Below are 26403 nucleotides of genomic sequence, written 5' to 3'. Positions count from 1 at the left end.
CAACACATAAACATATATTTATATATCAATAATAATATAGCACATATCTTTTTAAAAATCAATACTTTTTTTAAAAATTTTCATTGTTTTAACACTTTTGTATATATTTAATACGTCCTTTATGTTATAATCAAGATATATAATAAAGGAGGAAACATGCAAGAAATTATCGAACTAAAAAAATTAAAAAAAGCATTTAAGATCGGTAAAGAAAGTCTTCTTGTACTTAAAGGCATAGACCTCACTCTATATAAGGAGCAAGCGATATGCATTGTTGGACCATCTGGTTCAGGTAAATCTACTCTTTTAAATATGATGGCTGGACTTGAAAAGCCAACGTCGGGAGAGATAATTGTCGGCGGCATACACATTGAGAATCTTAATGAGGATGACCTAACTAAGTTTAGGCAGCTAAACATTGGTTTTGTGTTTCAGTCGTATAACCTCATCCCTACCCTAACTGCACTTGAAAATGTAGGTTTAGGTTTAATATTTAAAGGCATTTCTAAAAAAGAAAGAGATGAACGAAGCGCGTATCTACTCGAAAAGGTAGGCCTAAAGGATAGAATGAAGCACAAACCAAGCGAGATGAGTGGTGGTCAACAGCAAAGAGTAAGTATAGCTAGAGCTTTTGTAAACAAACCGAAGATAGTCTTTGCAGACGAACCAACAGGTAACCTTGATACTAAGACTAGTGTCGAGATTATGGAACTAATGACTACTATGACGAAAAAAGACAAGCAAACGCTTATCATAGTAACTCATGACTTAGAAACAGCAGTCTACTCGGACAGGATAGTTCACGTGCGTGACGGACTGATTGAGAAAGACGAGATGAACACAGATAAAAAGGAGGCACAATTAAGTGAAGAAGATATTTAGCATTTTATTAATTGCTATAATGATGATAAGCACCTTGAGTGTAAATATGTATGCGGGTAGCCCTACTAATCCAAGTAAACCAACTAACCCATCCAATCCAGGTGCACAAACACCACCAAGCACAGAGCCATCAGTAGTTGAGGATGATTTATTTTTGGTATCAACATCTACTGAAGAATTAAAACCTGGTGATGAAACTACAATATATTTTGAACAAGATAATCCTGGTTATCGTAGATATTACAATTATGCTGGTGATTATGAAATCTATTCAGTAAGAGCTACTAGCGATAGCCCCAATAACTGCTATGTTATTAACTCATATGGCGGAATGAATGGTGCTGAAGTAAGAGTTAGAATCCCACAAAGTGCAGAAGCAGGTACTTATAGGATTAGCCTTGTTGGTAAAACAAAGCGCAGAGGTGCTAGTGATGGTGCACCTGTTAAGGTTGAGGGTGAAGCTTATGTAAGAGTTAACGGAGGCAGTCAAAACAAAGCTCAACTAAAAATTACTAGAGTTGACATACTTCCAGAAGCAAATGTAGTTCCTGGCTCTTATGTAGCCTTTGGTTATGAAATTGAAAATATTTCCGATGTTTTAGCTAAAAATGTTGAATTAAACATATCTGGTCTTGCTGCAGCTGGCTTATCAGTTAAAGGCGGCACTACTACTCAAAAAGTTAAAACTATAGAATCAGGAAAGAAAATTTATTTATACTATGAATTAAATGTAGCAAAAACTGCTAAATTTGGTTCTTATGAGATAAAAACTGACCTAAGTTATGAAAGTGAATTTAATAAAGAGCCAATCAAAGAAGAAACAACTGCCTTTATCAATATTGGCGGAGATGCTTCACAAGACTCACAATTAATCATACAAGATTTAAAATTCCCTTCAGCAACACTTGGCGTAAATAAAACATTCGATGTAAGCTTTAAAATCAGAAACCAAGGTCAATCCATTGCTAAGAGGATCAGAGCAAGCGCTAAGAGCGATGATCCATCAGGCGTTGTATCAAGAACAGTTTCTGATATACTTGTTAGAGACCTAGCTCCTGGCGAAGAAGAAACAGTTAGTTACAAGTTCTTTACAACAAAGGGTGGCTCGACTAAGAACTATCCTATCAATATTAAGATAGAATATCTTGATGATTTTACTGAAAGCAAAGAGCCAAAGACAGTTGAACAAATTGTTGGCGTTTTCTTAAATAATCCTGAAAATGTTGGCGATGGCAAAGATGCTAAGAAATCAACTCCTAAGCTAATCATTGACAGATACGAATTTGAACCAAAACTTCCACTTGCTGGAAACGAATTTGAAATGAATCTATCATTCTACAATACAAACGCTAAAAAAGCAGTTAAGAATATTAAGATAGACCTAACAAGTCAAGACACAAGTAAAAGCGACTCAAACACAGCTGGCTCATCAGTATTCACTCCTGTTGATAGTTCAAATACTTTCTACATCGGTAGAATTGCTCCGAGCGGCAAAGTTGAAAAAACTATCAAAATGTTTGTCGTTCCAGACGCTACAGCTAAAACTTACAATATCACAGCTAACTTTGAATATGAAGATGACGAAAATAACGAGTACAAATCAAGTGAAAATATCGGCGTACCAGTTTATCAAGAATCAAAACTTGATATAGACCCAATAAATTATCAAACAAACGCCATGGTTGGAGATAATATTCCAATCACTGCAAATTTCTATAACACAGGTAAGGTTACTCTATATAACTTCAAAGTTACTTTAACTGCTGATAATGCTACTGTTAACAACGGCACATACTATATCGGTAACTTTAACTCTGGTGGACAAGACGTTTATGAAGGCTCAATCATGCCAAATGAACCAGGTGAAATAAAAGGTAAGCTTAAATTTACTTATGAGGACTCAACTGGTGAAGTAAAAGAAAAAGAAGAAGATATCAATATAACTGTTGAAGAGGCTCCTCCAGTAGATGAAAACGCTGGACCAGACGGCATGCCACTTCCTGATGGAGCTATGGGAGAAGCTCCTTGGTATAAAAAACCTTTATTTATAATTCCAGTGGCACTTGTAATTTTAGGAGCTATAGGCTTTGTAGTATTTAAAAAGCTTAAAAATAAAAAGAAAGAAAAGGATTTGAAGATAGATGAAGACTAAAGATCTAATATTGATGAGTTTAAGAAATCTTAATAGACGTAAATTAAGAACATTCTTAACAGTATTAGGTGTAGTTATTGGTTCTATATCCATCATCATGATGATATCCTTAGGCTTTGGTATGACAGACTCAACTAAAAAGCAACTTGCTTCAGCGGGATCTTTAACTCAGATTGACATCTACCCTGCTAATAGATATGGCGGCGATATGGATGAAGATGGCAATCAGAAGAAGAAAAAAACTGACAAAGTAGCTAAGCTTGATGACGCCACTGTTGAACAGCTAAAAAAAATTCCTCATGTTGATGCGGTTTTAGCAACTGAACAATTTGACGCGAAGATAAATGTAAAAAATTTACAAGGATATGCTTCAATAGTCGGTGTAGACCCTGCCGAATATGCTAAATTTGATATAAAGCTAGATAGCGGTAGACTTCTTCAAGAAGGCGATATGAACAAAGTTGTCATGGGTAGAGACGTTCTTAGATGGCTAAGCAATCCGCAAAGGCCTCGAATGAACGGTCCTTCGAAGGATCAAGAAAGAGATCCACTTACAACTAAGATGTTTCTTACTTTAGATACAGGTGGTAGCTACGATCCAGAAGGTCAAAGTACTGAACCTAATAAGCCTAATGTAAAATATCCCATCGAAGCAGTTGGTGTATTTAGAGATGACGACTATGAAAATAATTATTACATCGTAATGCCGATAGAATATTTAAGAAAAATTAAAAAAGATGCCAAAAAATTACAATCTGGTGGCAATCAAAATATGTATGGCGGATATATGATGGGCGGACGTGAAGATAAAGACAATAAATATAATAACATCAAGGTAAAAGTCGATAACGTTGACAATGTTCAAATTGTTCAAGAGCAGATAGAAGCTATGGGACTTAAGCCTCATTCCTTAAACGATATCTTGGTCGAAATCAATAACTCATCTAAAACTCAAAGACTAATACTTGGAGGTATCGGTGCCGTATCCTTATTAGTCGCAGCTATCGGTATCTCGAACACCATGGTCATGAGTATATACGAAAGAACAAAAGAAATCGGCGTTATGAAGGTTATAGGCGCAAGCGTTTCTGATATAAAGAAAATGTTTTTAACTGAATCAGCCTTCATCGGTCTACTTGGTGGCTTGGTGGGTATAGTCCTCAGCTACGCGATAAGCACACTCTTAAACTACTTGGGCGTGAAATATGGTTTTGCTGGTAATATGTCAGGAGGCGGCTTCTCACCAGATTTTGACCCATCTCAGTTAAAGATGTCAATCATACCAGTTTGGCTTGCACTAGCGTCTTTAGTTTTCTCAGCACTTATAGGTATAGTATCTGGCTACTTCCCTGCTAAGAAAGCAACTAAGCTAAGTGCACTTGAAGCGATGAGACAAAACTAAATATAAATCAGAAAAGAGTGAGCAATATATCTGCCCACTCTTTTTTTGCATAGTAAAGGCGATGGACTAAGCCATCGCCGTATTTTTATAAATTATTTTTTCTTTAATTATTTAGCTGGCTTTACATCTTGTACTAAAAATACTGTGTTAAGCGCTCTGCCTGCATTTCTATAGTATTTGCCGTTCGCATACATAGCGCTTGATGCGCCTCCATCAAGGTTAAAAGCATCTGTGCAGCCAAGGTCTTGCATTATACCTGTTACTTGTGCCATAGTTCCTGAAGTAGTTACCATGACTAATTGATTTGATTTATTGATGCCTATCAAGGTTCTTGCACCTGCTCCAGTTGTCATCTTCGCTTCCATGCCTTTAACATAAGTTTCGTACACGCTCTTAGAGTTTTCTATTAGTAGTGGTCCAGCAGATATTATCTCAGTAACTTTTGTATATGAAATTTTTTCTCCATTGTAAGCAAACTCAGTTTCAGTCACGAAGCCATCGTTAGTTTTCTTTGACAAAACTAATTCAAGTTCAACTGTTCTTCCCTCTTGGAATCTATCATTAATATATTTATCGTCACAAGCTTCTTTACCATAATAAATTATGTAGCCATTCTTTGGCAAAACCATGTTCTCAGATGATTTATATACTTTACTTACTTTATTATCAACAACTTCTATGACAGTTCCACCGCCAAACTTAGTAGGAGCGTTTCTGTATGAATTGTATACGTAAGCAGTCTTTTCACTTGTTAGATTGCCATTGACATTCCAAATTTCAAAAGTGTTTGCTTTTTTATTTATCCAGTCATTTTCTCTTTGTCCATCAAGAAAACCATTGTAACGAAGAAAGCCTTGCACTATCTTGAATTTATTTTTGTCAAAAACAAGTAGACTCGCGTGATTACCTGACATGTTTATCATCTTGCCCTCAGTCATTTGCGTACCATAAGGGTAAAATCCGCCCTTGTACGCTTCGAAATAATTTGCATTTATCGCAGCTCTTGGCTTATATGAAGCAATAAAATTTTTAAAATTTGTAACACCAACTTGCTTCATATTTGGCTTAACTACCTTAAAAGCAGTAGTATCATCAGCTGTAACAGTAATTACATTGCAGCTTCTATTTCTAAGCTTAACTTGTTTTACCTCAGTCTTTGCAAGTAGATTCACTTGACTTAATAAAAGCATGCCAGCTAGGGCTATACTCATAATTTTCTTCTTCATAAAATTACCTCTCTTCATTTACTTTATTCTATTATATAAGAAATGAAAAATAATTGCAAGAGAAAAGCCAAGATTTCTCTTGGCATATATTAGTACTCAATATTATTTTTTAAATATTCTCTATACTTTAATAAAATTTCATAAATTTCATCAAAATCTTTGCTCTCGCAGATGGCGTTTTTCACTTTCGCAGCGTTTCTAAGTCCCTTGATGTATTGGAGTAGCTGCTTCTTCATATTATTTTTTAATAGCTCCTTAGGATATAACTCCAAATCTAGCTGCATGTGTCTTATAGCTACGTCAATTTTTTGATAATCTTTAGAAATATATTCTTCGCCTTTTAAGTAGCTAGCTATCTCTTTAAATAAAAATGGATTTGCAAGCGCCCCTCTGCCTATAGCAACTCCACTTGCATCTGTCACTTCAAGTATCTTCTTGTAATCATCAAGGCTCGCCACATCGCCATTAGCAATGACTGGTATATCAACTGCGTCTACAATCTTTTTGATGTAGTCCCAATTAGCGCTTCCTGTGTAGAAGGCTTCTCTAGTCCTTCCGTGAACTGTGACTGCGTCTGCTCCTGCCTCTTCTATCGCCTTAGCATTGTCTATGCCATTTAAGTTATCATCGTCCCAGCCAATACGTATTTTTACGGTAATTGGTTTAGCTGAAGCGCTTTTCGCAGCTTTGACTACCTTATATACTTTTTCTGTATCTCTTAAAAGCGCACTGCCATCGCCATTTTTCGTAATTTTTGGCATAGGGCAGCCCATGTTGATGTCTATGATGTCAATGTCCATAGCGTTTAGATGCTCATCAATTGCTCTTTTGTAATCATCTTCATTGCTTCCAAAAATTTGTACTGCGTAGATGGCATCGTCTTTTATTCTTTTAGTTAGATCCAAAGTTTTTTTGTCATCATGAACAAGGCCTTTGACATTAACCATCTCAGAGACTGTCATGCCAGCACCAAGTTCACAAGCTATGTGCCTAAATGCATAGTCAGTAAAGCCTGCCATAGGCGCCAAGACTAATGAATTTTTTATTTCAAAATTCGATATTTTAAGCATGATTCATCTTATATATTTCGTAAAGACCTAGAAGAGTTAGATTTGGCTCAATTAAATTAACATATTCGCTGTATTTGGCAACTTTTTCTGAAAGTCCACCAGTTGCAACGATTAGAAGCTCTTCCTTAGTCTTTCCAATCTCTTCCAAAATCTTTTTTATGATGTAGTCCATCTCACCGATTTTTGAGTTCATAATACCGCTTTTAATGCTCTCAACAGTATTTTTGCCAAGAACGTGCTCAGGCATTTCAAGCTCAACGCGCGGAAGCTTTGATGTTCTCTCAGATAGAGCGTCCATCGATATCTTAAAGCCTGGTGTGATGATGCCTCCAAGGTAGTCACCTTTTTCATTTAAATAGTGATAAGTATTTGCTGTGCCTAGGTCTATGACTATAGCTGGTTTATTTGTAATGGCTCTAACAGCAACTGAGTTTACTATGTTATCTGAGCCAACCTCCTTTGGATTATCCATAACAATGTTGATCTTAGTTTTAAGATTTTTGCCAACAAGTTCAGCATCAACATTAAAATATTTTTTAATTGAATCAATAAGTGGTCCTGTCACAGGAGGCACAACCGATGAGATGATGGCTGCATTAACTTCTTTTGCATCAACTTTTGCAAAATTCAAAAAATCATGAAAAATAATGCCATATTCATCCAAAGTTTTATCCTTATCTGTGGATAGTCTAAAGCTTTCTATCATATTATTATCGTCGAACAAACCTAAAACTATGTTAGTATTGCCGACATCCATTGCTAATAGCATAATTATCTCCTCTCAATTGATAATACTCTTGAAGCGATTACTGTAACAGCCACAATCGCTATGATGAGCTCAGGTATTGCGTTTGTTGTTGCAATTGCAAGTATATAGCCCTTTGCAGCGCCTGCTTCTAGTCCGAGTGCTCCTTCAATGAAGCTTCCATAAATTAAATACATAAATGATAAGACAAGTCCAGTGTTTGCAAGCGTCCCAATAAATGCTGGCACTACTAGGTCAAGTCTATACTTTTTTGAGCCTTTAATGATAAAGATGAGTATCATTAGCGTAATTAATAAAAATCCTACGTTAACTAGCTTGTTTATGACTTTAATCTCAGGACTTGCGATGAAAAGGATGACCCATCTTAAATAATAGATAAAAATTAGTGCAAATACTGTTAAAGTTATTGCCTTATTTGTTTTTTCATCTCTTTTGTTCATAAATTTAAAGACAAGACCAGATACTAAGCCTATCAAAATTCTTGGCACAACAGCTATAATTGGATTTAAAAATACTAGTGATATAGGATTTGGCTTGATTATTGCATTGATTATACTTGTTATACCAAAAACAAAACCAACAATGGCCCCAATAAGTGGACCTTCTAGTATACCCGCCAAAATAACTGGTATATGTAGTGTAGTTGCATTAGTTAGACCAACTGGCACGAAGCCTATCGGTGTAAATGCAAATAGTAGTACAATAGCTATATAAATAGCTGTGTACGCGACTCTTTTCGAGTTCTTGCTCATGTTCATTAAATTACCTCCATTCCGGTTCACTAAGGATACCGTTTGATTTACGCTAAATATTATAGCACAAAGACAAATCCATTGCAATGATTAAAAAATAAGCAGCCATTGCTGACTGCTTACCCTGTAATAATTATAGTTTACTAATTAAAAAATTATTGAAGTATTGTACCTACTAAAATACCGTACCAGTTGCCTAGAACGTATCCAAGTGTACCAACTAATAGTGCTGGAACAATAAGTGCTTGCCAGCCCTTAGATACAGCCATAGCTGCTGCTGTTGTAGGTCCACCAACGTTTGCGTTTGAAGAAATAATGATTTCTTCGATAGAGAATTTGAAAATCTTTCCAAATATAAGTGATACGATTAAGTTTGTAAATACTATGATTGCTGCTAGTAATAATAGTAGTGGAGATTGTTCGATGATTAACTTTAATGATGCTGGTGCACCGATTACTGCGAAGAATAGGTAAATTAAGAAAGTACCGATTTCTTGGCTACCGTTAATCTTTTCGAAGAAGCCGCTAAATACTGATGCAAGTATCATAGTAATAGTTGTCATGATTAGGTATTTGTTACCTAATAGACCGTTAAATAATTGCATTACAAAGTTGCCTGTTGGTATAACTGATCCTAAGAATGAAGCAATAAGGTCAGATACTGTAACGATTAGGAAGGCACTTGCAACTACTGTTGCTATATCAAGTAATGATATATTCTTTGCTCCCCAATATTGAGCTGCCATAGTCTTGCTGCTGTCTTTAAGATCTGCGTTCTTTTCAAGTTCATCAATGTATGGATGCTTGTAAGCTTTTTTGATGAATGAAAGTCCTGGTAGAGCAATTAAAACGAAGAAGTAGATAGCCATTAATAAGTTATCTGCAACTAGAGCGGCACTTGTAACTGATTGATCAACTGCATAGTTGTCAGCCATAGCTACGAAGTTAACGCTTCCGCCTGTGTATGTTCCTGTGAACATAGGGATAATTCTACCAAGGTCATTTATAGCGCCTCTTAAGATATAGAATGCTGCGAAAGAACCAAGTATTGTTCCTACTGAACTTAATAGATAAATAATAAATACTCTTCCTGATTCCTTAGCAATTTTCTTAATATTAGCTTTGAATAATAGCATTGGTACTGCTAGAGGTACTACATAGCCCCAAACTGCATCATAAACTGGTGCATCTGTTGGGATTAGGCCCGCGTTTGAAAGTATCATAGTGATAGTTAACGCTAAGATACAGCCTGTTACTTTGTTAGCCCATTTGTATTTTTGTTCTAGGAATATTGCTAAAGCAGCTGAACATGCTAGAACTGACCAAAGAGCCCAAGTGTTCTCAGGCGAAATAAAACTTGCTAAAAACATAAAATCACTCCTTTGTAGTAAACTATTACAATAGTTATTATATCACTTTATAAAGTTTTTTTCAAGTTTATTATAATTTTTATTGTAAATTATTTTAGTAAATGTAATAATTTTGTCTCTTTGTGATAATATAATATTTTTGCATAAGAAAAGCGACTAAATTTATAGCCGCTTAATAATCTTATTGATTTTCTCCAAGAACTTCTAAGAATTCTTTTCTATTAATTGTTTCTTTTTCAAGAAGTGTTTGTGCTAATTTTTCAAGTTTATCTTTGTGCTCTAAAAGTATTTGAGTTGCTTCTTCTTTTGCCTTCAAGATAAAGTCTTTAATTTCTTGATCTATAGCGTATTGAACTTCTTCTGAATAAACTTTTGTTCTTCCGTAGTCCCTTCCAATGAAGACGTTTTCGCCTTCATTGTCATAGCAAACTGGTCCAAGCTTATCGCTCATACCGTAGACAGTAACCATGTTTTTCGCAAGATCTGTTGCTCTTTCAATGTCGTTTGATGCGCCTGTAGATATATCTTTAAATATAATCTCTTCAGCTATCCTACCGCCAAGTAAGGATTTAAGCATATTCTCCATCATGGACTTAGTTGTGTAATTAAAATCTTCTTTTGGAAGATATTCTGTGAAGCCGCCTGCTCTTCCTCTTGGAACTATAGTTATCATATTAACTGGATATAATTCATCTGTGTAGTGACTAACTATAGCGTGACCTGCTTCATGATAAGCAACTATCTTTCTTTCTTTTTCTATAACTGTTTGTGATTTCTTTTCTGGTCCAGCAACTACCTTGATTGACGCTTCTTGAACAAGTCTCATAGGTATCTTATCAAGATTTTCTCTAGCTGTTAATAGTGCTGCTTCATTAAGAAGATTCTCAAGGTCTGCTGGTGAGAATCCTACTGTTTTCTTAGCAATATTTTCTAAGTCAACATCTTCATCAAGCTTTTTATTCTTTGCATGAACTTCAAGTATTGCCTCTCTAGCCTTAACATCAGGAAGCGAAACATATATATTTCTATCGAATCTACCTGGTCTTAATAAAGCCTTATCAAGTATATCTGGTCTATTTGTTGCCGCCATAACGATAATGCCTTCATTTTGAGTGAAACCGTCCATCTCTACAAGTAATTGATTAAGTGTTTGCTCTCTTTCATCGTTGCCACCGCCAAGGCCTGCGCCTCTTTGTCTACCAACTGCATCAATCTCATCTATAAACACAATACAAGGTGCATTCTTCTTTGCTGTTTGGAAAAGGTCTCTAACTCTTGAAGCACCAACGCCGACAAACATTTCTACAAAGTCTGAACCGGATATAGTATAAAATGGTACTCCTGCTTCGCCAGCAACTGCCTTTGATAGATATGTTTTACCTGTACCTGGCTCACCAACTAGCAAAACGCCCTTTGGTATTCTTGCGCCAAGCTTGATATATTTCATAGGATTTTTTAAGAAGTCAACTATTTCAAATAATTCTTCTTTTTCTTCGACAAGTCCTGCAACATCTGCAAATTTAATGACTTTACCATTGACAGTTTTTGATTCTCTCGCTCTAGATCTGCCAAAATTTTGCGGACTTGTTCCATCTTGTCCTCTCGGTGCAATTAACGCACGCATGATAAACATGAAGAATAGCATAGATCCTGCCATCATAAGTATATTTATCATCATGGAGTTATCCTTAGGCATGCTCACATCGTATTGAAGTTTGTTTGCTATAACTCTATCTTTAACATAATCATCATATATAGACTGCCAAACATTTGGATCTACCTCAACATAATCACTTTTACCGTCATTTTTTGTATATTTAAATCCATAACCTTCTTGGCTAATTCTCTTTACTTTTCCATCTTTAATATCGTTTATGAAAGTATTGACATTGGCTCTATCCTCCGAGAAAAAACTTCCCGAGAAAAATCTCAAAGAGAAAAAGACAAGTATCAATATAAATGCATAAACAATTATATTTCTAATTGAAGATCTTTTCAAATTATTCCTCCTCACCTAAACAAGTTTCATCTAAAACTCCTATGTATGGCAAATTTCTTAAGTGCTCGTTAAAATCAAGTCCGTAGCCGATGATAAACTTATCTGGTATTTCGAAACCAACGTAATCAACCTTTATATCTACAACTCTTCTTTCACTCTTGTTAAGTAGTGTAACTATCTTAACTGATTTTGCTCCCTTGTTTAAAAGGTACTCGTGAAGACACTTAAGAGTGTAGCCTGAATCGATGATATCTTCAATGATAAGTACGTCCTCACCCTTTGGATCAAACTCCATATCTAACTTGATATTGACCTTGCCATCGGATTTAGTTTTGTTTCCATAGCTTGATGCTCTCATGAAATCAACTCTAAGCTCGTGATTGTCAACATTTTTAATAAGGTCAGCCATAAACACAAAGGATCCTTTTAATATCCCAACAAAGATTGGGCTCTTTCCTTTATAATCCTCTGTTAATTGTTTTGCTAGTTCTAAAACTTTTTCTTGAATTTGTTCTTCAGTGAACATAATTTCTTTAATTCTATAAGCCATAATTATCCTCCATTATAATGTTAAGATAGTTCTTTGTTTTTGTGCTTGCTCTGTATTTATTAGCTATGTCGTAGCCAATAACACATGCTATATCCTCATCATTTGTCAAAAATAAAATTTTAGCTCTTTCATCTGAAGAAATTTTTTTATCAATAAAGTAGTCCTTAATCTTTTTTGAGCCACTCATGCCGAAGGGGTTGAATCTGTCGCCACTTCTTCTATTTCTAAGACTAAGCTTTCCATTTAATAAATCATAGTCGAGATATTTTTTGCTAAGAATTTTATCACTTAAGACAAATTTAAATTTTCTTCCATAGATATTGTATACTTTATCTAATTTAAAGTCAAGCGATATTTCTTCTGAAAACTCATTGTTATCAAGCACTTTGAATGTGGTTTTATTAAAATCATTTACAAGATAATGTTTATTATCTATATCATACTTTTTACCCGAATCGAGCATAATTAAATTGATCATCTCTTCAATATTTTCTTTACTAATATTATTTAAATATTTTAAATTTTCTTTTAAAAATTTTCTTAAAATAATAGTTTTTTCGTAGTGATGAAGCATATTAAAACCATCCCTGTCAATGCTACCCGCCTTGACAATGCTTTTATACTTATCATTTATAATAATCTCAAGATATTCATTATTCTCTTTAGAGATTGCTGCAAGTCTAGCCATAGATGCAATTACATTCTCATTAAAATTCTTTTCAATAAATGGTATCATCTCGTTACGAATAAGATTTCTCTTGTAATCGTTGGTGAAATTAGTCGAGTCATCAACATAATTAATATTATTTTCTTTTAAATATTCAAGAATTTCTGATTTTTCAAAGCAAAGTATTGGTCTTATGTAAAAATCTCTTCTTAGTGGAATTGATTCAAGTCCGTCAAGTCCTGTGCCTCTAAATATATTTAGCATCATGGTCTCTGCTACATCGTTTTCATTGTGAGCTATGGCAACTGAATTTGCCTTGTATTTATTTTTAAGCTCTTCAAAGAAGATATATCTTAACTTTCTACCTGCTTCTTCACAAGTTAATGAATGCTCTTTGGCATAACCCGCCATGTCAATGTGCTCTACTTCATATAAAAGCCCATGTTTTTCAGAAAGATTTTTTACAAAATCTTCATCTCTTTGTGCCTCTGCTCCTCTAAGGCCATGGTTAACGTGACAAACTATAATATTAAGCTCATATTCTTCTTTAATACTAAGAAGCATTTCAAGCATAAAAACAGAGTCAGAGCCACCAGATACAGCACTGACTATGGTATCTGATTTATTTATTAAATTATTTTCTTTGATGAAATTTCTAAATTTTTCTATACTATTCATACTAACCTCTGCCATAGTTAAAATATAAAGAAAATTAAAGGCTGAACAATTGTTCAACCTTGCTAAATACTTATTAGACTCAAAAGCAATTAATTTCTATAGTCACCTTTTTTTGAATGATAACTGCTTCTTCTGTTTTCTTTAAACTTCATTTGATCCATTTTTTCAGTGCTTTCTTTCAAAAACCTTGAAATTTTATCTTCGAAGCTTAAATCATGAGATTCTGTCTTTTCCCCTTCCCAAGTATAAGCTTTTCTTGCTTGTGGCTTAGAAAAATCTCTTCTCGGTTTTGAGAAATCTTTTTTACTATTAAAATCTTTTTGTTTAACAAATTCCTTTTTTGGAAGAGTTTGCTTAATTGACAAACTTAGTTTTCCGTTGTCATTCGACAAAACTTTAGCTTTAACCTCTTGTCCCTTTTTTAAAACATCTGAAACATTTTCTACGTAATCATTTGATATCTCCGAGATATGCACAAGACCATTCTGTCCACCCTCTATCTCGATAAATGCTCCAAAATTAGTTATATTAACAACTTTTCCACTCACGATGTCTCCAACTGAAAGCGTCATAAAAAACAAAATCCTCCTTAATTATTATTTGTTTTCTTTAAATATATCTGTGTCGACTTTGTCAACAACTTTTATTTCTTTAGGCTTAATCATGCCTAATTCATCTCTAGCTATTAGTTCAATAAATTCTTGAGTTTTAGACTTAGAAAGCAATACCTTTACGTTTGATATTTCGTCCTTAAGTTCTGCAATCTCTTCTTGCTTTGCTTTATCTTCTTTCACTAATTTATTGTAAGTTGCTATTTGATTATAAAAATGGATTGATACAATTAAAAATAAAGATATAATTCCTAATTTAAATGCAGTAATGCCACCTTTTTTATTTTTCTTCATAATCATCACTCCTTACAAATCATAGCTCTTTATACATCAGCTTAGCTTGATCCTTGTTTGGACTTTCAAGCAAGGATACTACTTCATAGCTTCTGTGGTCTTCATTAAACGTTGTCGTTATAATGTCGCCAACTTTTAAATCATCACCTGGTTTGGCTACTTTTGAATTTATAAGTATCTTGCCGCTCTTTGCAGCATCATTAGCTACTGTTCTTCTTTTAATAATTCTCGATAGTTTTAAAAACTTATCAAGTCTCATGAAATCACCCTTATGTACATCGTAGAAAGTCAGGCATAGCCTGACTTATCTACTTATTGTGTTTTAAGAAAATATCCTTTTGGGACTATTTTGCTTTCTTTTTACCTTTAGTGTTTACAGTTTCCTTTAAAGTCTTACCAGCTTTGAAAACAGGTGCTTTAGATGCAGGAATTTTTATTTTTTGTTTAGGATCTCTAGGGTTTCTTCCTTCTCTAGCTTTTCTGTCCTTTACTTCGAAAGTACCAAAGCCTACTAGTTGAACCTTTTCACCGCTCTTAAGTGTTTCAGTAACAACACCTGTGAAAGCGTTAAGACAAGCTTCAACATCTTTTTTTGTCATTTCAGTTTTTTCAGCCATAGCTGCAACTAATTGAGATTTGTTCATAATAAATCCTCCTTTTAAAAAGTGCTTGAAAAGCCATTCGTGGCTCTTCTATACTTATATTATAACCTATTTTCTCTAAAAATCAAGGTTTTTTTGCATTTTTTTTAAATTTTTATGAAAAAATAGCGATTTTTTTGCTATTTTGATATAAAATCTTCAATTTTTACCAATTTTAGTAAAAGTGCGAGACCACCATAAACTATTATACCTAATGAAATCGATAGCGATGTTGATATTAAAAGGGAAAATCTCATGCTTAAAAGTTCATAAGCTACCTTAACCGAAATCGCCATAAATATGCTTACAGCTAAAACTTTTACTGCATAAAATAATAAATTATATTTTTTATCAAGTATTTTTTCTAAATCAATGTAATTTAATATCATCGCTACTAAAAAAGCAGCGTTTGTGCTTATTGCCGCGCCTTTTACATTGAATATGGTGATTCCAGTTAGTAGATAAGTTAAAATTATCTTTACAATAGAACCAATTACAAGGTTTTTAACTGGTTTTTCTGGGCTGCCAACTGCTTGGAGTATAGCTGTTAGTATTTGTATTAAGCATAGAAAGATAAGGCTTATCGATAAAATACTTAATAATTCAGCCGTTCCATTTATTGCTTCAGGTGAATTATTATAATAAATTAAAGATATTATTGGCTTACTTAAGGCAATAAATCCAAGTGCACAAGGGAATGCAAAAAGACAAGTGAACTTAAGTCCTGTAAATATTGTTTGATGCATTTTTTCGTTATCTTTTTTAACCATGTATGCTGAAACTAGTGGCACTATACTCATTGACAAAGCTATGGATATAGCTTGTGGCATATTAATAAGTGTTGTCGCCATGCCCTTTAGCCATCCAAACATATCGTTGGCCTGTTCCATAGTATATCCGATATCTGTTAGTCTCATAAAAACTAGTTTTGTATCGATAAAATCCATAAGAGGATTGATTGATGCGCCGATGGTAATTGGTACTGCAATTGATAAGATGTTTCTTATAACTTCTTTATCTCCATAGACAAAGCCGCTTTCGTCTAGTTTTTCTTCTGCTTTATATGATTTAAAATTAAATAAAAATACTATAAGCAAAAATAAAAAGCCAAAGAAGGCACCGATTGAACCGCCTGATTGTGCTGCGCCTGCTGCGACAGCTACACCATACATCTTAAGAGCATACTTTGTTAGTACAAGCCCAAATATTAACTTAAATAACTGCTCAATAACTTGTGAGATGGCTGTCGGAACCATATTGTCCTTGCCTTGATAAAAGCCTCTAAATGATGACATAAGTGGCGCAAATACAAGGGCTGGTATTAGTGCAACTAATGAGTACCAACTGTTTTCATTTTGTAAAAAGCCAACAATTTGGTGACTGAACACATAAACAAAGAGTGCACTCGCTATGCCCAAGATGAACATTAGCTTTGTCGACTCTCTGAATACTTTATGAGCTGCCTTTATCCTGCCTAGTGCATAATTTTCTGAAACGAGCTTTGCAACCGCTATCGGTAGGCCTGCTGTTGATATTGTTAAGAGTATTTGATACACAGGATAAGCCGCTTGATAGTAGCCAATCCCTGTATCCATGATGATGTTTGTTATAGGTATTCTATATACAGCGCCTATAATCTTAACTAAAATTCCTGCTATAACAAGAATAAAGGTATTTTTAAAAAATTTATTTGTTTTTTTCTTTTCCATATATTAATCTACGAAGTAGTAGCCTACCCCCCATTTAGTCTTTAAAAATTTTGGTCTCTTGCTGCTCTCTTCTATCTTATTTCTAAGTCTTCTGACATGAACGTCAACGGTTCTTTCATCTCCATAGAATTGATAGCCCCAAACCTTTTCTAAAAGGTCTTTTCTTGAGAAAACAACTTCTTTATTCGAAGCAAGTATATATAGTAAATCAAATTCTTTACCTGTTAATGAAATTTCAACGCCATCTTTGAAAAGTTTTCTGCCAATGGTGTTTATGGTAAAGTGATTAAACTCAAGTATACTGTTCTTTGAATCATCGCTTGCGCCTTGAACTCTTCTAAATAATGACTTCATCCTCGCTTTAAGCTCAAGAATATTGTATGGCTTAACTAAAAAATCATCTGCGCCATATTCAAGTGCAAGTATCTTTTTTATCTCTTCCTTATTATTTGTTGATATGATTATGCCGACATTTGAGTCTCTTCTAATGTCTTGACATAGGTTTAAACCGCTTTTGTCTGGCAAGTCTATCTCCATTATAATTAAATTGTACTCATTTGGCTTAAGAAGCTTTTGTGCCTCTTCAGCGCTATATGCTGTATCTATAAGATACTCGTCTTGTTCTAAACTGTATTTGAGTCCCTGAACGAAGGTTTCATCACTATCTATTAATAAAATCTTTTGCATATATTTTCCTACCTTTTTAATACTCTCTTATCGCCAAGCCTCTTAGTTAAATTGGCTTTGTCAAAATCTTCAAGCAAAGCAAGCGATATTTTTCTATTTGATGAAATAAGGTCTCTGAACTCAGCTAAACTTATCTCTTGATTATTATTTAAAAACTTAATTAGCTCTTCTCTTGCATTTAAGAAGGCTTTGTAGCTTATATAGTCATCTTGAAGCCTGTATATGCTCTTGCTAGCTTGTAAATCTTGTAGTGCTTCATTTAAAAATTCTAGATTAATCTTAATTTTTTCTTGAATTTCTTCTTTTGTGATGCCATCATATTTTGCTTCTTCAATCATATTTAAAACCATGTCCATGGATTTTTTGTCTTCATCTGATAAACTTGGCGCGTATCCTTTGATTGATACTAGCTCGCCATTTAATTCTAGGCTTGCTTCATCAAGTATAAGTCCAAGAACATATTCATAAAGTTTTTGATTGTTATTAAGTTTTTTGAAAAATCTATTCTTAATCTCTTCTTTAAAAATTCCTCTTCTAAGTGGATATTTTTCATAGTACTTATTTAAATGAACTATAAGTTCTTCGTTCACATTTTGTATATATCTTAAGGATATAGGATAAAGTCCGTTCTTTAGCTCGTAAACTTTTATTGCACCTTCATTAACCAATTCACTTAGCTCTTTATCTACTAAATCTTCTGATTTGCTTAATAATTTAGCAATTTCTTTTTTATTTAAGAAATCATCTTGTCTTGTGTAGATAAGATTGTTAAGAACATCTGTGTCTGAGCCGCTTTCATTTATTTTAAATTCTTCAACAGCATCTTCATCGAAACGTTTTTTCTTCTTTGGATTAGTTTCAAGTATTACGCCGCCTGCTATTGTCGACATTGGTGAGTAAAATCTTAGTATGAACCTATCCATCCTCTTACAAACTGTTTCACTCTCAAGAATTAGTTGAGCATAGCCTTCTTCGCCAGGATTAAGCACATCTCTATCTAAAAGGACTACTCTAGCTAGAATTTCTTCAGTGCCTATATATAAGAATACTCTCGAGCCATTCTTAATAGCTCTTTCTTGATCCTTAATACACTCGATCTTTACATCAATAAGATTAGTGTTCTTAAGTGCATCAGGAAGGCTTATTACGCTGCCCCTATGTATATCTTCTTTTTTAACGCCAGGAATGTTTAAAGCGCATCTTTGTGAATCATAAGCCACATCTTGTGACTCTTGATGCACCTGAATAGATCTGATCTTAGTCTTGATTCTCTCTGGATATATCTCGATCTCATCTTGAAGTGATAGCTTGCCATCCATAAGAGTGCCAGTAACTATGGTTCCAAAGCCTGATATAACGAAAACTCTGTCTATAGGAAGTCTTGGTGTATCATTCTTTTCTTCTTTTTCAAAGCTATCGGCATGTTTTCTTAAAATATTTTTAATATCATCTATGCCCTCTAAAGTTTTGTTAGATACTCTAACTATCTCAGAATTTTCAAGAAAAGTGCCTTTTAAAGCGTCTCTGATATCTGAAGTAACTAATTCTATCCACTCTTCATCAACTAAATCAGTCTTGGTTAAAGCAACAAAGCCATGTTCAACGCCAAGCATCCTAAGTATGTTTAAGTGCTCTATCGTTTGAGGCATTATGCCCTCGTCAGCTGCTATAACAAGCATAACAAGATCCATGCCACTAACGCCTTGAACCATGTTTCTGATAAATTTCTCATGGCCCGGAACATCGACTATGCCTACTCTTAAATCTTTTTCAAGATCAAAGTAAGTAAAGCCAAGCTCTATCGATATCCCTCTTTTTTGTTCTTCCTTAAGCCTATCTGTTTGTCTGCCAGTTAGCGCGCGTATTAAAGAAGTTTTCCCGTGGTCTACGTGACCAGCAGTTCCAAGTATTAAATGTTTCACTATTACTCTCCTAAAATCCCTCTAATTTCACTTGCAATAATTTCGTATTCTTCTTCGTCAATAGTCCTTAAATCAAGGAGCAACTTGTCCTTGTATATCCTTACAATTATTGGTATTTCAAGGTGTCTAAGTTTTTCTTCAAGCTTTGCAGCCGATATATTTTTTGGATCGATTTCAATTGCTTTTGACTTAATAAATTGGTTTGGAAGTGAGCCACCACCTACTTCTGAAGCTGTTTCAACTATACTTAATTCAGCTCCATTCACGCCTTCAAGCATTGAGAATAGTTTTTCCGCTCTTTTCTCTATTGATTCATAAGACTCTGTTATCATCTTTATAGTTGGTATCTCAAATGTTTTGTTCTTGTCAATATAATAGTTTAGTATTGTTTCTAAGGCTGCTATAGTCATCTTGTCTACACGAAGTGCTCTAAGTAATTGATTCTTCTTGATTTGACTGATGTATTTTTCCTTGCCGACAATAATGCCTGCTTGTGGACCGCCTAAAAGCTTGTCCCCGCTGAAAGTAACTACATCTACGCCGCTTGCAACTGATTCCATAACAGTTGGTTCGTGCTCAAGACCATAATCCTCAAGATTGATTAAAACGCCTGAACCAAGGTCTTCTATAAGAGGCAAATCGCCTTTTATAGTCGCAAGTTCTCTCGCACTAACGCTTTCTGTAAAGCCTAAAATTTTGTAATTTGATGTATGAACTTTTAAAATCGCGCCAGTCTCTTCATTTATAGCGTTTTCATAATCTCTTAGATGAGTCTTATTTGTTGTGCCGACCTCTCTAAGTGTCGCTAAACTTCTCTCGCAAACGTCAGGTATTCTAAATGATCCACCTATCTCGATAAGTTCGCCTCTTGAAGTGATTACTTCTTTGTTCTTGCTAAGCGTATCAAGTACAAGCATAACGGCTGCAGCATTGTTATTTACTACGAGTGCCGCCTCTGCTCCAGTAATCTTTTTAAGTTTTTCTTCTATATGAGAGTATCTTAGTCCTCTTTCGCCTTTTTCAAGGTCATATTCAAGATTTGAGTAGCTTGATAATAGCCTCATAATATTTTCTTGAGCTGTTTTAGGTAATTTTGATCTGCCAAGATTAGTATGAATGATGACACCTGTAGCATTTATCACAGGTCTAAGGCTATAATTAAGTTCATCTTGAAGCCTTTCTATAACAGTCTTATCAATATTTTTAAGTCTAGCTCTAAGTGAGTCCTCATCAAGTCCTTTCTTAATGTCATCTCTCATCTCATCTAAGATATTTCTTATAGTATCGTTAATAAGTCCAGCGTCGTGAAGCTCAAAAAGCTTCTTGATCTCTTCATTTTCCATGACTTGATCAACTCCTGGGATCATTCTAAATAAATTCATATCACACCTACTTAATTAAAATATATTTATCGTCAAATTTTTTTGCCTTTGCAACTATATTTACACCAAATGGAAGGTCTATCCTTTCCATATATGTCTTTGCATCCTCTTCTGATAGTGAAATCAATAGTCCTCCAGAAGTTTGTGGGTCAAATAAAAGATCTTCCATCTCTCTTTTAATATTGCCGTCTATTCTAAAATTATCACCAACAAAAACTCTGTTGTCATAAGCACCTGCTGGAACAAGGCCCATCATCGCATAATCAAGTGCTCCTTTTAGCACAGGAAGCTTTTCTGTATAAATTTCTACTGTTACATCAGTATTTCTAAGCATTTCATATACGTGACCCATAAGTCCAAAACCTGTTATGTCTGTGCATGCGTGTACATCAAGGCCATCCATGGCATCCTTTGCCTTCTTATTAAGTGTTTTCATAACTAAAACCGCCTCATCTAAGGAGTCTTTATCGCAGATGCCGCCCTTGATAGCTGTATTTATTATGCCAAGTCCAAGAGGCTTAGTTAATATAAGCACGTCGTCCTCCTTAACGCCAGTATTTCTAAGCACTTTATCTGGATGAACAAAACCTGTAACGCTCATACCGTATTTAAGCTCGTCGTCTTGAACAGTGTGTCCACCTATTAGCAAGGCGCCTGCTTCCTTAACCTTGTCAAAGCCGCCCTTTAATATTAATTTTAATATATTTGGCGATAAACAATTTGGGAAGCATGAGATATTCATCGCAAGTATTGGCTCACCGCCCATAGCATAAACGTCTGAAAGTGAGTTTGCTGCCGCTATCTGACCAAATGTATATGGATCGTCAACTATTGGTGTAAAGAAGTCTAATGTTTCTATGATGGCTCTGTCCTCGCTAACCTTGTATACAGCTGCGTCATCACTTGTTTCCAAGCCTACCAATAGATTTGGGTCTGGTGCACTTTTTTCTAGTCCTTTTAATATTTGATCTAAAACCTCCGGTTTTACTTTAGCCGCTCAACCAGATGTCTTAGCGAAACTTGTTAATTTTACATCTGCATCATTAATCATAAAATCACCTTCCATTTACACATATATAATCTTTCATATTTTTAAATTTATTTTCACCGATTCCATCTATGTTCATGACATCTTCAATCTTTTTAAACTTTTTCATCTCTCTATAGTCAATAATTTTTTGCGCAGTCTTCTCGCCAACACCTGGTATTGAAGTTAGTTCAAATAAATCAGCCTTATTAATGTTAATCTTCTTAGACTGTACAGCGCTTGCTGCATGACTTATCTCATCTGTTTCATTAGCTTCTCCTTTAGCAGGGACAATTATTCTCTCCTCATCAACTAGCTTTTCAGATAGATTGATTTGGTCTATGTCAGCATCTTCAGTAAGGCCGCCCGCTTCTTTCACAAGATCATCCATACGAGTGCCAGACTTCATCTTATATACGCCAGGCTTTTTAATCTCGCCAGTGATGTGAGCATAAATATATGCATCAGCCTCGTCACTTTCATCCAAAGAGTCTTTAGAGCCCGTATCAAAGGCCTTATCTACTTTTACATCTTTGTCATTTTGATTAAAAAAGTCTTTATTCATCATATTTATAAAGAATATTATCAGTAATATTATAAGAAATATTTTTATTCCTTTTTTGATTTTATCGATGTCCATAGAATCACCTAATATATTATAACACAAATTTGATAAAAATGAAACAACTTTATGAACTTTTATTCATAAAGCTTTATAATGCTTGCAATTGCTTATACTTATATGCAGTCACCGTCCATTGTAAATGGACTTATAGTTTTGCATCTATACCAATAAAAAAATAGAAGAGTTAATTAAATAACTCTTCTATAACTCTTCTACAAAATAACAAGCTTAAGAGGTTCTTGCTCTTCTCTTAAGTTATACATATCATAACACAAAAAAAGAGAAAAATCAAGAACATTTTTAGGATGTGAAAAAATGGAAGAACTAAGAACCGAACTAATACAAATAACAAGCACGCCAACCGTTAAAAAATTAGCATAAAAAAGGGCATAGACTTTGTCTATACCCATGTGGTGGTGGAGATGAGGGGGTTCGAACCCCTGTCCGAAAGCCCTTCCTAAAGAACTTCTCCGAGCGCAGCTTTTTATCAATTTTCACTAAGACCAATTTAAAAAGCAAAATAAAGTCTTAGCTAGCTTTAAGATAATCTTTTAACTTTTAAGCTTGGCTAAAAGATTTTCTCGTCTAAGTTGACCCAATATAAAGCCGTACGAGAAAACTCTATATTGAGAGATGCCTAACTAGGCAGCGTATGCAAAATTATTGTTTTCTGCGTTTATATTTTTTTGACAGATGTAACGTATCCATCGATCCGGCTCGCTATTCTAAATTCCAAACCCCCGTCGAAACCAAAATTCATCCCCGTACTTATTATTTTTACCCAAAATATCTCTAAATATAACTTTGATAATAATTTAAGGTGCGCTAGGCACCCTAAACTATATTTCCTTTTGATAAATTCTATATGTTATGTTAATTTTTGCTCCAAAGCTTTCAACGTCGTTCATCATATCTCTGTTGTACTCCCAAATTGTTGATCCTTCAAGCTCTGTATAGCCCTTCTTTAGTGCGTTTAAATAAGTTTTTAAATACATTACGCTTGTAACGCCTTTTTTCCTGTACTCTGGCACTACGAATAAAACAAAAAATCTAATTCTATTGATCTTTCTCTTATAATACAAGAATTTTAAAAATCCAAATGGGAACATTTTTCCATTCATCTTTTTAATTGCTTGATTATAATCTGGAAGTGTTATATTGAAACCGATTGGCTCATTTGTTTTATTGTCTCTCGCTATAAATATAAGATCTGAATCGGCAAATGGTACTAGCTGCTTAACTATCTTTCTTATCTCTTCTTCCTTTGGCGGAGCAAAGTCGTCCCACTCACGTGGTAAGGCTCTTTCTAGAACGTTCATGATGTCCATGGCGTCCTTATCTACATTAGAAAGATTAATATTATCCACTCTAAAATCAAATTTCTTCATTGCATAAGGAACTAGCTTTTCATATCTCTCTATGTCAGCATTTTCAATGGTGTCCTTATATGCGTAGCAGTCATAATACTTTTCAAAGCCATACTTTACAAAAAAGTCGTTGTAATATTTTTTATTGTATGTGTTCATGATAAATGGCTGTGCATCAAAATTATCTACGATAAAGCCTCTGTTGTCCTCGCCGCCTGGAAGTGATAGAGGTCCCTTGACCTTTGTCATGCCTTGAGATTTTAAAAATTCTATCGCCTTATCAAGAAGTTTTTCAGCGTACTCATAATTTCCCACGCACTCAAACAAAGAGATGTACCCTTCTTTAAATCCGTGATAATTATTAATAATGTTATTCACACCAACTAAAAGTCTTCCAACTACTTTATCATCATCATAACAGATGTACTTAGCATTTGGTCCGGCTTCATTTAGGTCGTTGTCAACACCTTGAACGTACTTAATATAGTCACTTCTTAGTGGCGGAACAAAATTTTTATCTCCTTTATAATTTTCATAAATAAAATCTACGAAATCATTTAGTGTTTTTTTGTCATTGACTTCTTTTATACTTATCATTGTAAGCACCTCTCTTTTAAATATTCATACACATCTTGGCTTAAGTATTTTTTAATGCTCTCAAAATCTGTTTCTAAGCCTTCTCTAAGCTTTGATGCGCTTATATACTCGTCATTTATCTTTTTTCTCTCAATAAATTCGCTCTCAACACCATATTCAAAAAGTATCTTCTTCATCATCTCATTGTATTTTTCAGTAACTTTGTCAATTGGTTCTGTGCCAAAATATCTTTTTTTTATATTTAAGTCCTTAGCTATGCGCTTTGCAAATATCTTTGCGTCAAGCTCTGTATATACCTTGAGTTTATCTGTATCCTTTTTTAAAAAATATGTTGGAAATGTTGCTCTTGAAATAATGTAAGGACCTGATTTATACACATGTACACGGCCATTATTATGATAATGATTTTTAACTATCTTATATCTATCCTTAGTACTAAAGTATGAAGCATCCTCTTCTAAAACGAAAATTATTAAGTCGCGAGCCTCTTCTAAGGCTTTATCTACTAGATATTCGTGACCAAGTGTGAGTGGATTTGCATTCATGACGATTGCGCTATACTCATCTTTATCAAGGTCTTTCTTAATATTTTGAATCCAATCAGCATATTTAAAGAATCCGCCCTCTAATAGCACGACATCTTCAGTTTTTTCAATTACGTCCATAGATAATGAAGTGAAAATGTTTTCATTTTTTGCCTTGGTGAACACAAAATAAGTTCTGTATCCCTTGGAAATGATGTCTTCAAGCGCACTATTGATCAGCTCTATGGCTAGTCCTTCGCCTTGATACGCTTCATCGATGTAGAAGAATTTGATTAGATTCTTCTTTACTGATACTGTGGCGATTATATCACCAGCATTTCTTATAACGTAGCTCGCATCAACATCTTCATAAATAACTTCTTTATCTAATAAAAATTCTTCAAGAGCCTTTTCGCTCGATGAGCCTTTAATTATTTTATCTACATAAAACATAGCTGATCCACTATAACGCCGCCGCCTACAACAGTTCTGCCATCGTAAACAACTAGGCTTTGTGAAAGAGTTATAGCTCTTTGTGGCTCTTCAAAAGTAACTGTGTAAGTACCGTCGTCATTTTTCTTTATTTTTGCTTTTTCATCATTCGATCTATATCTAACTTTTGCTGTATATACCTTATCTTCATCGATCTCATCAATTGAAATCCAGTTTACGTCTTTAATTATAGCAGTCTTTTTAAATAAATCCTCTTCTGGTCCAAGAATAATCTCGTTATGGATTGGATCTATCTTAGTCACAAAAGCTCTTTGACCTAAAGCAACATTTAGTCCACGCCTTTGGCCTATTGTGTAGTTCCTAATGCCATCGTGCTCGCCTAAAACTTTGCCACTTTTATCCTTAATAAGACCCTTCTTGCTAATATTTTCTGAATATTTATTTAAAAATGCCTTATAATCATCATTTGCAATAAAGCAAATCTCTTGCGAATCCTTCTTATTATAAACAGGTATGCCAGCTTCCTTGGCAATGGCTCTAGTTTTATCCTTGTCCATAGCACCAACAGGGAATATCGCGTCTTTTAATTGATCTTGCTTGATATTATATAAAAAATAGCTTTGGTCTTTTCTGATATTTGAAGATTTTTCTAGATAATGAATACCATCTTCTTCGTATTTTTCAACATAATGACCAGTTGCAATAAAATCAGCATCAAAATTTTTCATCTCATCGTGAAATCTTTTGAATTTAATATTTTTATTACAAAAGATACAAGGGTTTGGCGTATGGCCAAGCTCGTACTCGCGGATGAATGGCTCAATGACCTTCTCTTTGAAGTCTTCCTTGTAATCAACCACGTGATGCTCTATGCAAAGATAGTCTGATACTCTCTTTGCGTCCTCTATCATCCTTGTGTAATTGTCTTTAATAATATCGTCGCACAAGTTAAATGTGATGGCTACCACATCGTATCCTTGCTTTTTTAGTAAATATGCGCTGACGGAGCTATCTACCCCGCCCGATAAAGCTATTAAAACTCTCTTCAAA

At 34.4% G+C, this 26403-nt stretch carries 24 protein-coding genes and 1 other RNA gene; 3 read left to right on the top strand and 22 right to left on the bottom strand.

The features are described from left to right. Nucleotides 1-156 precede the first annotated feature (156 nt). The 3 genes from AC2UOP_RS00190 to AC2UOP_RS00180 are packed head-to-tail and all read left to right on the top strand — an operon-like array spanning nucleotide 157 to nucleotide 4436. Nucleotides 157-882 carry an ABC transporter ATP-binding protein gene (locus tag AC2UOP_RS00190; protein ID WP_283162610.1) on the top strand — a complete coding sequence of 242 codons (726 nt, stop codon included), beginning with the start codon at nucleotides 157-159 and terminating at the stop codon, nucleotides 880-882. Beyond that, nucleotides 866-3034 (top strand): COG1361 S-layer family protein, encoded by a 2169-nt coding sequence (locus AC2UOP_RS00185; RefSeq protein ID WP_484832244.1) that lies wholly within the window; start codon nucleotides 866-868, stop codon nucleotides 3032-3034. The genes AC2UOP_RS00190 and AC2UOP_RS00185 overlap by 17 nt, the downstream gene beginning before the upstream one ends. Next, the gene (locus tag AC2UOP_RS00180; RefSeq protein WP_484832243.1) at nucleotides 3024-4436 is read left to right on the top strand and encodes an ABC transporter permease; all 1413 of its coding nucleotides are present in this window, start codon (nucleotides 3024-3026) and stop codon (nucleotides 4434-4436) included. The genes AC2UOP_RS00185 and AC2UOP_RS00180 overlap by 11 nt, the downstream gene beginning before the upstream one ends. A gap of 107 nt (nucleotides 4437-4543) precedes the next feature. Here the strand turns inward: AC2UOP_RS00180 and AC2UOP_RS00175 are convergent, their stop codons facing one another. From AC2UOP_RS00175 to mnmA, 22 genes are all read right to left on the bottom strand, one after another. After that, entirely contained in the window at nucleotides 4544-5662 is a 1119-nt protein-coding gene (locus AC2UOP_RS00175; RefSeq protein WP_484832242.1) for a phosphodiester glycosidase family protein, read from the bottom strand. An 89-nt stretch (nucleotides 5663-5751) separates the two neighbouring features. Next, nucleotides 5752-6732: a tRNA dihydrouridine synthase DusB gene (gene dusB / locus AC2UOP_RS00170; protein ID WP_484832241.1), complete on the bottom strand. Its 981-nt coding sequence runs from the start codon at nucleotides 6730-6732 to the stop codon at nucleotides 5752-5754. Next, on the bottom strand, nucleotides 6725-7501 hold the full coding sequence (locus tag AC2UOP_RS00165) for a type III pantothenate kinase (RefSeq protein ID WP_070598645.1): 777 nt from the start codon (nucleotides 7499-7501) through the stop codon (nucleotides 6725-6727). Before AC2UOP_RS00165 ends, dusB begins: the two co-directional genes overlap by 8 nt. Before the next feature lie 2 nt (nucleotides 7502-7503). Continuing rightward, nucleotides 7504-8256 (bottom strand): ECF transporter S component, encoded by a 753-nt coding sequence (locus AC2UOP_RS00160; protein ID WP_480020695.1) that lies wholly within the window; start codon nucleotides 8254-8256, stop codon nucleotides 7504-7506. Nucleotides 8257-8405: 149 nt separating this feature from the next. Next, nucleotides 8406-9620 (bottom strand): DUF819 family protein, encoded by a 1215-nt coding sequence (locus AC2UOP_RS00155; RefSeq protein ID WP_484832240.1) that lies wholly within the window; start codon nucleotides 9618-9620, stop codon nucleotides 8406-8408. A gap of 181 nt (nucleotides 9621-9801) precedes the next feature. Next, a complete protein-coding gene (gene ftsH / locus AC2UOP_RS00150; RefSeq protein WP_083304618.1) occupies nucleotides 9802-11619 on the bottom strand; it encodes an ATP-dependent zinc metalloprotease FtsH in 1818 nt (605 codons plus the stop codon). 1 nt (nucleotide 11620) lies between these two features. Further along, nucleotides 11621-12169: a hypoxanthine phosphoribosyltransferase gene (gene hpt / locus AC2UOP_RS00145; RefSeq protein ID WP_019214581.1), complete on the bottom strand. Its 549-nt coding sequence runs from the start codon at nucleotides 12167-12169 to the stop codon at nucleotides 11621-11623. Further along, nucleotides 12159-13514, bottom strand: coding sequence for a tRNA lysidine(34) synthetase TilS (gene tilS, locus AC2UOP_RS00140; RefSeq protein WP_484832239.1), 1356 nt, complete (start codon nucleotides 13512-13514; stop codon nucleotides 12159-12161). The genes hpt and tilS overlap by 11 nt, the downstream gene beginning before the upstream one ends. 89 nt (nucleotides 13515-13603) lie before the next feature. Continuing rightward, nucleotides 13604-14086, bottom strand: a complete 483-nt coding sequence (locus AC2UOP_RS00135; protein ID WP_484832238.1) for a S1 RNA-binding domain-containing protein — start codon at nucleotides 14084-14086, stop codon at nucleotides 13604-13606. A gap of 24 nt (nucleotides 14087-14110) precedes the next feature. After that, the gene (locus AC2UOP_RS00130) at nucleotides 14111-14419 is read right to left on the bottom strand and encodes an FtsB family cell division protein (protein WP_019214578.1); all 309 of its coding nucleotides are present in this window, start codon (nucleotides 14417-14419) and stop codon (nucleotides 14111-14113) included. A 19-nt stretch (nucleotides 14420-14438) separates the two neighbouring features. Continuing rightward, on the bottom strand, nucleotides 14439-14678 hold the full coding sequence (locus AC2UOP_RS00125) for an RNA-binding S4 domain-containing protein (protein ID WP_019214577.1): 240 nt from the start codon (nucleotides 14676-14678) through the stop codon (nucleotides 14439-14441). Between the two features lie 85 nt (nucleotides 14679-14763). After that, the gene (locus AC2UOP_RS00120) at nucleotides 14764-15063 is read right to left on the bottom strand and encodes an HU family DNA-binding protein (protein ID WP_019214576.1); all 300 of its coding nucleotides are present in this window, start codon (nucleotides 15061-15063) and stop codon (nucleotides 14764-14766) included. 137 nt (nucleotides 15064-15200) lie between these two features. Then, nucleotides 15201-16769 carry a putative polysaccharide biosynthesis protein gene (locus AC2UOP_RS00115; RefSeq protein ID WP_484832237.1) on the bottom strand — a complete coding sequence of 523 codons (1569 nt, stop codon included), beginning with the start codon at nucleotides 16767-16769 and terminating at the stop codon, nucleotides 15201-15203. 3 nt (nucleotides 16770-16772) lie between these two features. Next, nucleotides 16773-17456, bottom strand: coding sequence for a response regulator transcription factor (locus AC2UOP_RS00110; protein WP_019214574.1), 684 nt, complete (start codon nucleotides 17454-17456; stop codon nucleotides 16773-16775). Nucleotides 17457-17464: 8 nt separating this feature from the next. After that, a complete protein-coding gene (gene selB / locus AC2UOP_RS00105; protein WP_484832236.1) occupies nucleotides 17465-19378 on the bottom strand; it encodes a selenocysteine-specific translation elongation factor in 1914 nt (637 codons plus the stop codon). Nucleotides 19379-19380: 2 nt separating this feature from the next. Then, entirely contained in the window at nucleotides 19381-20760 is a 1380-nt protein-coding gene (selA, locus tag AC2UOP_RS00100; protein WP_484832235.1) for an L-seryl-tRNA(Sec) selenium transferase, read from the bottom strand. A gap of 7 nt (nucleotides 20761-20767) precedes the next feature. Continuing rightward, nucleotides 20768-21811: a selenide, water dikinase SelD gene (gene selD / locus AC2UOP_RS00095; RefSeq protein WP_484832234.1), complete on the bottom strand. Its 1044-nt coding sequence runs from the start codon at nucleotides 21809-21811 to the stop codon at nucleotides 20768-20770. Between the two features lie 4 nt (nucleotides 21812-21815). Continuing rightward, complete coding sequence (locus tag AC2UOP_RS00090; RefSeq protein WP_484832233.1) at nucleotides 21816-22427, bottom strand: helix-hairpin-helix domain-containing protein; 612 nt, start codon at nucleotides 22425-22427, stop codon at nucleotides 21816-21818. A 399-nt stretch (nucleotides 22428-22826) separates the two neighbouring features. Beyond that, nucleotides 22827-23176, bottom strand: a transfer-messenger RNA (tmRNA) gene (gene ssrA, locus AC2UOP_RS00085). Between the two features lie 75 nt (nucleotides 23177-23251). Further along, entirely contained in the window at nucleotides 23252-24376 is a 1125-nt protein-coding gene (locus AC2UOP_RS00080) for a hypothetical protein (protein ID WP_484832232.1), read from the bottom strand. Continuing rightward, nucleotides 24373-25353: a GNAT family N-acetyltransferase gene (locus AC2UOP_RS00075; protein WP_484832231.1), complete on the bottom strand. Its 981-nt coding sequence runs from the start codon at nucleotides 25351-25353 to the stop codon at nucleotides 24373-24375. Before AC2UOP_RS00075 ends, AC2UOP_RS00080 begins: the two co-directional genes overlap by 4 nt. After that, a complete protein-coding gene (mnmA, locus tag AC2UOP_RS00070; protein ID WP_484832230.1) occupies nucleotides 25341-26402 on the bottom strand; it encodes a tRNA 2-thiouridine(34) synthase MnmA in 1062 nt (353 codons plus the stop codon). Before mnmA ends, AC2UOP_RS00075 begins: the two co-directional genes overlap by 13 nt. Between the last annotated feature and the right edge of the window lies 1 nt (nucleotide 26403).

This window comes from Fenollaria sp. (genome assembly GCF_057222035.1).
Note: the sequence above shows the minus strand (reverse complement) of the source record. Positions and strands in the feature narration are given on the sequence as shown.

Coding starts and splice junctions, on each gene's coding strand:
- AC2UOP_RS00190 (WP_283162610.1), top strand. CDS start 157: ATGCAAGAAATTATCGAACTAAAAAAATTAAAAAAAGCATTTAAGATC.
- AC2UOP_RS00180 (WP_484832243.1), top strand. CDS start 3,024: ATGAAGACTAAAGATCTAATATTGATGAGTTTAAGAAATCTTAATAGA.
- AC2UOP_RS00175 (WP_484832242.1), bottom strand. CDS start 5,662: ATGAAGAAGAAAATTATGAGTATAGCCCTAGCTGGCATGCTTTTATTA.
- dusB (WP_484832241.1), bottom strand. CDS start 6,732: ATGCTTAAAATATCGAATTTTGAAATAAAAAATTCATTAGTCTTGGCG.
- AC2UOP_RS00165 (WP_070598645.1), bottom strand. CDS start 7,501: ATGCTATTAGCAATGGATGTCGGCAATACTAACATAGTTTTAGGTTTG.
- AC2UOP_RS00160 (WP_480020695.1), bottom strand. CDS start 8,256: ATGAACATGAGCAAGAACTCGAAAAGAGTCGCGTACACAGCTATTTAT.
- AC2UOP_RS00155 (WP_484832240.1), bottom strand. CDS start 9,620: ATGTTTTTAGCAAGTTTTATTTCGCCTGAGAACACTTGGGCTCTTTGG.
- hpt (WP_019214581.1), bottom strand. CDS start 12,169: ATGGCTTATAGAATTAAAGAAATTATGTTCACTGAAGAACAAATTCAA.
- tilS (WP_484832239.1), bottom strand. CDS start 13,514: ATGAATAGTATAGAAAAATTTAGAAATTTCATCAAAGAAAATAATTTA.
- AC2UOP_RS00135 (WP_484832238.1), bottom strand. CDS start 14,086: ATGACGCTTTCAGTTGGAGACATCGTGAGTGGAAAAGTTGTTAATATA.
- AC2UOP_RS00130 (WP_019214578.1), bottom strand. CDS start 14,419: ATGAAGAAAAATAAAAAAGGTGGCATTACTGCATTTAAATTAGGAATT.
- AC2UOP_RS00125 (WP_019214577.1), bottom strand. CDS start 14,678: ATGAGACTTGATAAGTTTTTAAAACTATCGAGAATTATTAAAAGAAGA.
- AC2UOP_RS00120 (WP_019214576.1), bottom strand. CDS start 15,063: ATGAACAAATCTCAATTAGTTGCAGCTATGGCTGAAAAAACTGAAATG.
- AC2UOP_RS00115 (WP_484832237.1), bottom strand. CDS start 16,769: ATGGAAAAGAAAAAAACAAATAAATTTTTTAAAAATACCTTTATTCTT.
- AC2UOP_RS00110 (WP_019214574.1), bottom strand. CDS start 17,456: ATGCAAAAGATTTTATTAATAGATAGTGATGAAACCTTCGTTCAGGGA.
- selA (WP_484832235.1), bottom strand. CDS start 20,760: ATGAATTTATTTAGAATGATCCCAGGAGTTGATCAAGTCATGGAAAAT.
- AC2UOP_RS00090 (WP_484832233.1), bottom strand. CDS start 22,427: ATGGACATCGATAAAATCAAAAAAGGAATAAAAATATTTCTTATAATA.
- AC2UOP_RS00080 (WP_484832232.1), bottom strand. CDS start 24,376: ATGATAAGTATAAAAGAAGTCAATGACAAAAAAACACTAAATGATTTC.
- AC2UOP_RS00075 (WP_484832231.1), bottom strand. CDS start 25,353: ATGTTTTATGTAGATAAAATAATTAAAGGCTCATCGAGCGAAAAGGCT.